The following is an 8860-nucleotide window of genomic DNA, read 5'->3' on the forward strand; positions in this document are numbered from 1 at the left end:
TTACTATGAGTAAAAAACCATATTATATTACGACGGCTATTGCTTACACTTCCGGAAAACCTCATATTGGTAATACTTATGAGATTGTTCTGGCAGACAGTATTGCAAGATATAAACGTATGGAAGGATATGATGTATTTTTCCAGACTGGTACTGACGAGCATGGTCAAAAAGTCGAATTAAAAGCAGAAGAACAGGGCGTTACACCAAAAGAATTTGTTGATGGTGTATCTGGAGAAATTAAACGTATCTGGGATCTTATGAATACTTCTTATGACAGATTTATCCGTACAACAGATGAAGATCATGAAAAACAGGTACAGAAAATTTTCAAAAAGCTTTATGATCAGGGTGATATTTATAAGGGTGAATATGAAGGTTTATACTGTACACCATGTGAATCTTTCTTTACAGAAAGTCAATTGGTAGATGGAAAATGTCCGGACTGTGGACGTGAAGTCCAGCCTGCAAAAGAAGAAGCATATTTCCTGAAGCTGAGCAAATATGCAGATCGTCTGATTGAATATATCAATACCCATCCAGATTTTATTCAGCCAGAATCTCGTAAAAATGAAATGATGAATAACTTCCTTCTTCCAGGACTTCAGGATCTTTGTGTATCTAGAACATCTTTCACATGGGGAATTCCTGTTGATTTTGATGAAGGACATATTGTTTATGTATGGCTGGATGCCCTTACAAACTACATTACTGGAATCGGTTATGACTGTGATGGCAATAGCAGCGACCAGTTCAAAAAATTCTGGCCTGCAGATCTCCATCTGATCGGAAAAGATATTATTCGATTCCATACAATTTACTGGCCAATTATTTTGATGGCACTGGATCTTCCTCTTCCAAAGCAGGTATTTGGACATCCATGGTTGCTTCAGGGTGATGGAAAAATGAGTAAATCTAAAGGAAATGTTTTATATGCGGATGATCTTGTTGATTTCTTCGGCGTAGATGCTGTTCGCTATTTTGTTCTTCATGAAATGCCATTTGAACGTGATGGTATGATTTCATGGGAATTAATGATTGAACGTATGAACTCCGACCTTGCAAATATTCTTGGAAATCTGGTAAACAGAACAATTTCCATGTCTAACAAATATTTTGGTGGAATCGTAGAAAACCGCGAGTGTAATGGTGACTATGACGATGATCTTAAAGCTGTTGTTTCTGGAACAAAAGCAAAAGTTCAGGAAAAAATGAAAGACCTTCGTGTTGCTGATGCAATTACTGAAATCTTTAATCTATTCCGTAGATGCAATCGTTATATCGATGAAACAATGCCTTGGGTACTGGCAAAAGATGAGTCTCAGAAGGATCGTCTTGCAACTGTCCTTTACAACTTGGTAGAGGGAATCGTAACTGGTGCAACACTTCTGGAGCCTTATATGCCGGAAACTTCTGAAAAGATTTTTGCACAGCTAAATGCACAGGCAATTCCATTTGAAAAACTTGATACTTTTGGAAATTATGTAAGTGGAACACAGGTAACAGAAAAACCTGAAATTCTTTTTGCTCGTTTAGATGAAGCAGAGGTTATGGAAAAAGCTCATGAATTAATGGAAGCTCAAAAACAGGCTGCTGCTGGAGAACCAGTCATTGATATTGAACCAAAAGATGAAATCAAGTTTGATGATTTCACAAAAATGCAGTTCCAAGTTGGAGAAATCATTGCATGTGAAGAAGTAAAGAAATCAAAAAAATTATTATGTTCTCAGGTTCGAATTGGAAGTCAAGTAAAACAGATCGTATCAGGAATCAAAGCTTACTATAAACCAGAAGAAATGGTTGGTAAAAAAGTTATGGTTCTTGTAAATCTAAAACCAGCAAAACTTGCAGGTGTTCTTTCTGAAGGAATGCTTCTTTGCGCTGAAAATGAAAAAGGAGAACTTTCTCTGGTTGTGCCAGAAAAAGATATGCCCGCAGGTGCAGAAATCCGCTAACCAGAAACATTTATCAGTAAGAAAAGTAAATTGTTTGACAAGCATAACCTCGTATGCTATGGTTAATTCATATATAAAATTGATGATGTTGGAATGAAGGAGGTTGCAGATGAAAAGCACTGGCATTGTTAGAAAGCTTGATGAACTTGGACGTATCACTTTGCCTATTGAGTTACGCCGTAACTTTGATGTAAATGAAAGGGATCCACTTGAAATATTTGTAGACGATGATAAAATCATTCTTAAAAAATACAACCCTACAGATATCTTCACAGGAGAAATGGATGATCTGATCGAATATAAAGGAAAAAAAGTATCAAAGAAATCCATTCTAGAACTGGCACGAATTGCCGGACTCAAGATTTCTGAATAAAAATCAAAAGGAAATTCTGATCGTAACCAGAATTTCCTTTTTTATTATATTTCTTTTTTCAATTCCAATAGTTGCTGATAGACCTCTCTCTTACTAATACCTCTATCTTTCGCTGTTTTTTTCATCGCATCTTTTTGTGTATATCCTTGTTTTAAATAAAGGTCCATATGTTCAGAAAGCGGCATTTTTAAATATTCTTCCTGACTTTCTTCTTTAATTTCTTTCATAGACTTTCCCTCAATAATCATCACACATTCTCCTTTAGGAGGATTTTCCTGATGATACTGAAGAAGATCTTCGATGGTCGATAAAACAACGGATTCGTGTTTTTTGGTCAATTCTCTACATAACGTCATTTTACGATTTCCAAGAACTTCATAAAGTTCGCCAAGGGTTCGAAGCAAACGATGTGGTGCTTCGTATAAAATAATTGTTCTTGTTTCGTTCTTCAGCTGATTTAAAATTTCTTTGCGTTCTTTTTTATCTGCCGGTAAAAAGGCTTCAAAACAAAATCTCCTTGTTGGCTGCCCAGATACGATCAATGCATTAATCAAAGCACAGGCTCCAGGAAGAGAAGTTACTACAATTCCAGCTTCATGGCATTGTCTTACAAGCTCTTCTCCCGGATCTGAAATTCCCGGAGTTCCCGCATCTGTAACAAGTGCAATATTCTTTCCTTCTAATAATTGTTTTACAAGAACTTTGGCTTTTTCCACCTTATTATATTCGTGATAACTAGTCATTTTCGTTTTAATTTGAAAATGATTTAAAAGCTTGATGCTGTGACGTGTATCCTCCGCTGCAATGAGATCTACATTTTTCAATGTATCAAGAACACGAAATGTAATATCTTCCAGATTCCCGATCGGAGTTGCACATAAATATAAAATTCCTGCCATTTTTCTTCCTCCGAATTTATTCCTTTAAGTACGCTTCAGCGTGTTTACTATTTCCAAAATAAATCTTATAAATTTCATCCGTATATTGATTCGGTCGATCATATACAATCAGCGGTGATTCCACTATCATTCTTGATTTTCCACCCTTAACCGCCTCCAAAAGAAAGATATTTGATTCTTTATCCCTGTAGGGATGTACAAACCGAATTCTTTTGGGCTCTAAACCATCCTTCGAAAGCTGATTTAATATTTCAGCAAGCCTGAAACTTCGATGAACAATATATAAAACTCCTTTATTTTTCAGCAATTTCTTCGCCGCCATAGAAATATCCTTAAAAGAACACAAAATTTCATGACGAGCAATTGCCTTTGCCTCTTTTGGATTTTTCAATCCATGATTTCCTATCATATACGGAGGATTGGATGTTATTACATCCATACTATCATGAGAAAAAATCGTAGAAGCCTCTCGAATATCACCTTCTACGATTCTGACTCTTTGTTCTAAATGATTCAACTTCACACTTCGCGAAGCCATCTCAGCCATCTCTGACTGAATTTCAAGTCCCGTAAATGACGCTGCTTGTGGATTTTTTGCTTCCATAAGAATTGGAAGGATTCCTGTTCCTGTTCCAAGGTCGAGTACATTTCCTCCTCGCTTTACCTTTGCAAAATCAGACAAAAGTACTGCATCCATTCCGAAGCAAAATCCATCTTCTTTCTGAATGATCTGATAGCCTTTAATACCAAGATCATCAATTCTTTCTTTTGCCATTTCCTTTACATCCTTGTTTACATCCAGGACAACCTGTTTTCTTTCTTTTCATAATCAAGTCATCAATCTTGTATTCCTGAATTTCCTTATCTCCATTTTCATCTTCTACAATAAGCTTTACTTTCTGTCTTAAAACGTCTACACGCTGTACTTCCCCAACTACACCTGTATTTGTTTTCAGTACATCTCCAATCTTTGGAAGCTTACTATTTAAATATTCATAAGTTTCCTGTTCATTTTTTAGGCAGCACATTAATCTGCCGCACACCCCAGAAATCTTTGTTGGATTTAAGGAAAGATTCTGTTCTTTTGCCATTTTAATGGAAACTGGTGCAAACTCTGAAAGAAATGTATTGCAGCAAAGTTCTCTTCCACAGATTCCAATTCCTCCAAGCATTTTTGCTTCATCACGAACACCGATCTGACGTAATTCAATTCTTGTACGAAAAACAGAAGCAAGATCTTTTACCAATTCTCTGAAATCAACTCTGCCATCTGCAGTAAAATAAAATAAAACTTTATTATTATCAAAAGTATATTCTGTTGCTACAAGTTTCATTTCCAATTTATGATCTTTAATTTTCTGAAGACAAATTTTATATGCTTCCTTTTCTTTCTGGCGATTTTTTGCAGCTTTCTCATCGTCCTCTTCTGTTGCAATCCTAATGACAGGTTTCAACTCATCACTCAAATACTTCTCTTTGATATTTCTTCGCTCTGATACAACCTTTCCATATTCAATTCCTCTGGAAGTTTCCACGATAACATGTTGTCCCATTTTTACCTGAAAATCTTTTGGATCAAAAAAATATATTTTCCCTGCAGTACGGAAACGCACTCCAATCACTTCTACCATACTTTACCGTTCTCCTTCATTGTCAGAAGCAGCATTTCCATTGCCACCTCAAAATTAACATTAGCCATCAATCTTCTTCTGGCTTTTTTAATTTCATCGAGAATATGACTGATCCCCTCAAAAGAAATATAAATTTCTTGTTCTTTGATTTGACGGTATTTATCTTTATAAATCAAATGATTCAGAGAACCTGTTGTTTTAAGCATTAACATATCTCGGTACCATACCGTTAAAATATCAAGGAAATCATAGATTTCATCTTTATATGCCGTCAATGTTTTCAGATAAGAAATAACTTCATATGTTTCCATTGTTTTTATATGAGTTAAAATATTAATTGCTTCCTGGAACATATCTTTAAATTCCTGTGTTGTTGTAACATGCAGTGCTCTTCCAATATTTCCAAGAGAAAATGAGGCAGCAAATGCAATGTCTGCATCACTGGCATCGGTATGATCTTTCAGATACTGCACGATTTTTTCTTCCTTTACAGATCCCAGAGTCATTGTCACACATCTTGACAAAATTGTGTCCAGAAGACGGTCTTTGTTATTTGTTAAGAGAAGAATCACTGCATAAGCTGGCGGTTCCTCTAATGTTTTTAATAAAGCATTCTGCGCTCCTTGATTCATTCGATCTGCATCATCAATAATGTAGATTTTATATTTACCACTATATGGTTTTATATCGATCGTTTCATTGATTCCTTTTCGAATTTCATCAACTCTGATCTCATACTTTTCATGTGTAATATAAATCAAATCTGGATGATTCCCAGATTCTACCTGTCTGCATGCAGTACATTCGCCGCAGCCCTGGTGATTTTCACATAAAAGAGCCTCTGCAAAAGCTTTTGCTAGTGTCATTTTACCACTGCCATCTTCACCACTCAGCAGATATGCATGAGATACCTTTCCCATTTTTATTACTTCTTCAAAATGAGCTATTATTTTTTCATGTCCTACTACTGTTTTAAAACTATTCATATCGTCACCTTCATTACGAAATTATTTTATCAACTGCTGCAGCAATTTTTTTATGGATTTCTTCTATTGTTTGATGTCCATCTACTTTATAAATCCTCTCTGGATGTAAGGCTGCAATCTCTCGATATCCCTTTACAACCTTCTCATGAAAATCAAGGGCTTCCCGCTCCATACGGTCAAGTTCTGCCTGCTCTTTTTTCCTTGAAATACCAGTTTTTGCATCTAAATCAATCATGATCGTCAGATCTGGCAGCGTATCGCCAATTGCATATTGATTGATTTCATAGACAAGTTCAATTCCCATTCCTCGGGCAATCCCCTGATAAACTGCAGAAGACTCTACAAAACGGTCACAAATTACAACTTTTCCCTCTTTTAATGCAGGACGGATTACCTCTTCCATCAGCTGAGCTCTGGCTGCTGTATATAAAAGAAGTTCTGTCATATGACTCATTTCTGTAAAATCTTTATTCAGTATCACCTGGCGGATTGCTTCACTGATTTTTGTTCCGCCTGGTTCTCTACATACTATTATATCATAACCTTTTCTGGATAAATAGTCTCTTAATAATTCAATTTGCGTTGACTTACCAGCACCATCCGGGCCTTCCATTGTAAGAAATACTCCCATTTTTCCATCCTTTCATTTCACTATATTTATTTTTCCATCAAAACATCCTACAATCTTCATTTTATTTTTCTCATATTGTTGAATTTTTTGAACAATATCTCTACTAATTTTCTCACCCGGAACGATCAATGGAATTCCAGGTGGATATAAATAAACAAAGTCTGCACCTATGTTTCCGACTGATTCCTCAAGTAACACCTGTTTTTTCTTTTTCCGAGATATTTCTTCCGGCAGAAAAATTTTCTCATTTTGTATCATATGAAAATTTTCTATCTGATCATTTTTCTTTTCTGAAATATTCTGATCAATTTCTAAAAGTGCATCCACCAACTTTTGCAAACCTTCTCTTGTATCACAGACACTTGTCATTGCAATAACATAAGAAAGTTCAGACATCTCCAATTCCATCTGATACTTATCCCTTAAAATACAAAATAACTGCTCTCCTGAGATTGTTGTATTCTTTGTTGAAATTACAATCTTACTAATATCATCTGTAGTTATCAACTTCAGGTGCTTCATTTTCGAAAGTTGTCCACAAATTTCCTTCATTTGATCCATATATTGTTGAAAACTTTCTCTTTTTTCATTACATTTGTTGATACAACATTCTATTGAAGCCATAAGAATATAAGAAGGACTACTACTTTGAAATACCGATAATTTTTTTTGCATCCAACTTTTACTAATCCTATCTGTACATAAATGTAAGATTCCTGTCTGCGTAAGCGATGGCAATGTCTTGTGAAGACTTTGTATAACAATGTCTGCTCCCTGAGAAATGGCACTCTCCGGAAAATCTCTATGAAAAATAAAATGAGCTCCATGTGCTTCATCTACAATCAATGGTATGTCATTTTCATGTAATGTTTCAGAAATACCTCGAATTTCTGAAATTCTACCTTCATACGTTGGTGAAACAATAACCGCTGCTTTGATATTTTTTTCTTCCTTTAAAATTTTTCTCACTTGATCTGTTGTAATTCCACGGCAAATTCCCATGTCATCCACCTCTGGATAAAGATAAATGGGGTCAAGTCCTAAAAGTTCTATTCCATGATAAACCGACTTATGACAATTCCTAGCCACCAAAATTTTATCTCCTATATGACAAGTCGCTGCAATCGCTGATAAATTTCCAGCTGTTGTACTATTAATAAGGAAATAACTTTCTTTTGTCCCATAAATTTTTTTTGCTTCATCCATAGCTTTTCGGATCATTCCCTCTGGTTGATGAAGATCATCATATCCTGTAATTTCCGTAATATCCATAGAAAATAAAGTATTTCCAAGGAAAACATCTTCGCAGTTTCTTTTATGTCCAGGCATATGAAAAGGATAAGCTCCCTTTTCTTTTAATTCTTTTAATTTCTCATAAATAAACTCTGACATTTAAGAATTTCCTTCCATATTTATTATACTTTTTATTCTATCACAACCATGTTCCCTTGCAAATAAAAAAGAAGTTCAGCGCAAACTCCACACCAAACTTCAAAAAAAGATGCCCAGAGCCGGAATCGAACCAGCGACACGAGGATTTTCAGTCCTCTGCTCTACCGACTGAGCTATCTGGGCATGATATTTATGAACTTTTTATATAGAAAAATTGCGGGGGCCGGATTTGAACCAACGACCTTCGGGTTATGAGCCCGACGAGCTACCAGACTGCTCCACCCCGCGATAATGGTAAGTGGTGGGAGAAGGATTCGAACCTTCGAAGGCGTTGCCAACAGATTTACAGTCTGCCCCCTTTGGCCACTCGGGAATCCCACCATATATATCTAAAACACCTTTATGACTGAATCTCTTCAGTCATCAGGTGTGTAAGCCGTTGACCGGACTTGAACCGGTAACCTGCTGATTACAAATCAGCTGCTCTGCCAATTGAGCCACAACGGCATGTCTTTTCTTTTCAATAAAAATGGGACCAACAGGGCTCGAACCTGTGACCCTCTGCTTGTAAGGCAGATGCTCTCCCAGCTGAGCTATGATCCCACAATAAAAAGCGACCCGGATGGGAATCGAACCCACGACCTCCGCCGTGACAGGGCGGCGCTCTAACCAGCTGAGCCACCGGGCCAGAATCAAATAGCTAAAAACTAAGGATCCTCCACTTTCTCTATAGCTTACATCTCTTAGTCTCTACTTCTTATCAAGATATTACATACCTTCAAAACATCATACAAGATCTATCAACATCTTTCTTTCACACAACCTTCCTTGGTTAAAGCCTCGACCGATTAGTAACAGTCAGCTCCATGCGTTGCCGCACTTCCACCTCTGCCCTATCTACCTCGTCGTCTTCAAGGGGTCTTACTACCTTACGGTATGGGAAATCTTATCTTTAGGGGGGCTTCACGCTTAGATGCCTTCAGCGTTTATCCC

General features: G+C 36.6%; 8 protein-coding genes, 6 tRNA genes and 1 rRNA gene. 2 read left to right on the top strand and 13 right to left on the bottom strand.

What is annotated here, in order from left to right; translation table 11 throughout:
- Positions 1 to 5: 5 nt before the first annotated feature.
- Both metG and KQI71_RS06245 read left to right on the top strand, forming a co-directional pair.
- Positions 6 to 1955: a methionine--tRNA ligase gene (metG, locus tag KQI71_RS06240; RefSeq protein WP_216435064.1), complete on the top strand. Its 1950-nt coding sequence runs from the start codon at positions 6 to 8 to the stop codon at positions 1953 to 1955.
- 109 nt (positions 1956 to 2064) lie between these two features.
- Positions 2065 to 2328, top strand: coding sequence for an AbrB/MazE/SpoVT family DNA-binding domain-containing protein (locus KQI71_RS06245; protein WP_216435065.1), 264 nt, complete (start codon positions 2065 to 2067; stop codon positions 2326 to 2328).
- Positions 2329 to 2372: 44 nt separating this feature from the next.
- Here the strand turns inward: KQI71_RS06245 and rsmI are convergent, their stop codons facing one another.
- The 13 genes from rsmI to KQI71_RS06310 all read right to left on the bottom strand — a co-directional run.
- A complete protein-coding gene (gene rsmI, locus KQI71_RS06250) occupies positions 2373 to 3227 on the bottom strand; it encodes a 16S rRNA (cytidine(1402)-2'-O)-methyltransferase (RefSeq protein WP_216435066.1) in 855 nt (284 codons plus the stop codon).
- A gap of 16 nt (positions 3228 to 3243) precedes the next feature.
- Positions 3244 to 4002, bottom strand: a complete 759-nt coding sequence (locus KQI71_RS06255) for a tRNA1(Val) (adenine(37)-N6)-methyltransferase (RefSeq protein WP_216435067.1) — start codon at positions 4000 to 4002, stop codon at positions 3244 to 3246.
- Complete coding sequence (locus tag KQI71_RS06260) at positions 3983 to 4858, bottom strand: PSP1 domain-containing protein (RefSeq protein ID WP_216435068.1); 876 nt, start codon at positions 4856 to 4858, stop codon at positions 3983 to 3985. The genes KQI71_RS06255 and KQI71_RS06260 overlap by 20 nt, the downstream gene beginning before the upstream one ends.
- On the bottom strand, positions 4852 to 5844 hold the full coding sequence (gene holB, locus KQI71_RS06265) for a DNA polymerase III subunit delta' (protein ID WP_216435069.1): 993 nt from the start codon (positions 5842 to 5844) through the stop codon (positions 4852 to 4854). The genes KQI71_RS06260 and holB overlap by 7 nt, the downstream gene beginning before the upstream one ends.
- Before the next feature lie 13 nt (positions 5845 to 5857).
- On the bottom strand, positions 5858 to 6475 hold the full coding sequence (gene tmk / locus KQI71_RS06270; protein ID WP_216435070.1) for a dTMP kinase: 618 nt from the start codon (positions 6473 to 6475) through the stop codon (positions 5858 to 5860).
- 12 nt (positions 6476 to 6487) lie between these two features.
- Positions 6488 to 7867, bottom strand: a complete 1380-nt coding sequence (locus KQI71_RS06275) for an aminotransferase class I/II-fold pyridoxal phosphate-dependent enzyme (protein ID WP_216435071.1) — start codon at positions 7865 to 7867, stop codon at positions 6488 to 6490.
- Positions 7868 to 7977: 110 nt separating this feature from the next.
- A tRNA-Phe gene (locus tag KQI71_RS06280) sits at positions 7978 to 8050 on the bottom strand.
- A gap of 31 nt (positions 8051 to 8081) precedes the next feature.
- Positions 8082 to 8155, bottom strand: a tRNA-Met gene (locus KQI71_RS06285).
- Between the two features lie 11 nt (positions 8156 to 8166).
- A tRNA-Tyr gene (locus KQI71_RS06290) sits at positions 8167 to 8248 on the bottom strand.
- Between the two features lie 53 nt (positions 8249 to 8301).
- A tRNA-Thr gene (locus tag KQI71_RS06295) sits at positions 8302 to 8374 on the bottom strand.
- A gap of 23 nt (positions 8375 to 8397) precedes the next feature.
- Positions 8398 to 8470: transfer RNA gene (locus tag KQI71_RS06300), tRNA-Val, on the bottom strand.
- An 11-nt stretch (positions 8471 to 8481) separates the two neighbouring features.
- A tRNA-Asp gene (locus KQI71_RS06305) sits at positions 8482 to 8555 on the bottom strand.
- 140 nt (positions 8556 to 8695) lie between these two features.
- Positions 8696 to 8860 (bottom strand): 23S ribosomal RNA (locus tag KQI71_RS06310); the annotation flags it as partial.

Origin of the sequence: Anaerostipes sp. MSJ-23, from assembly GCF_018918155.1 — a bacterium.
In the GTDB taxonomy this organism is placed as follows: Bacteria; Bacillota; Clostridia; order Lachnospirales; family Lachnospiraceae; genus Anaerostipes.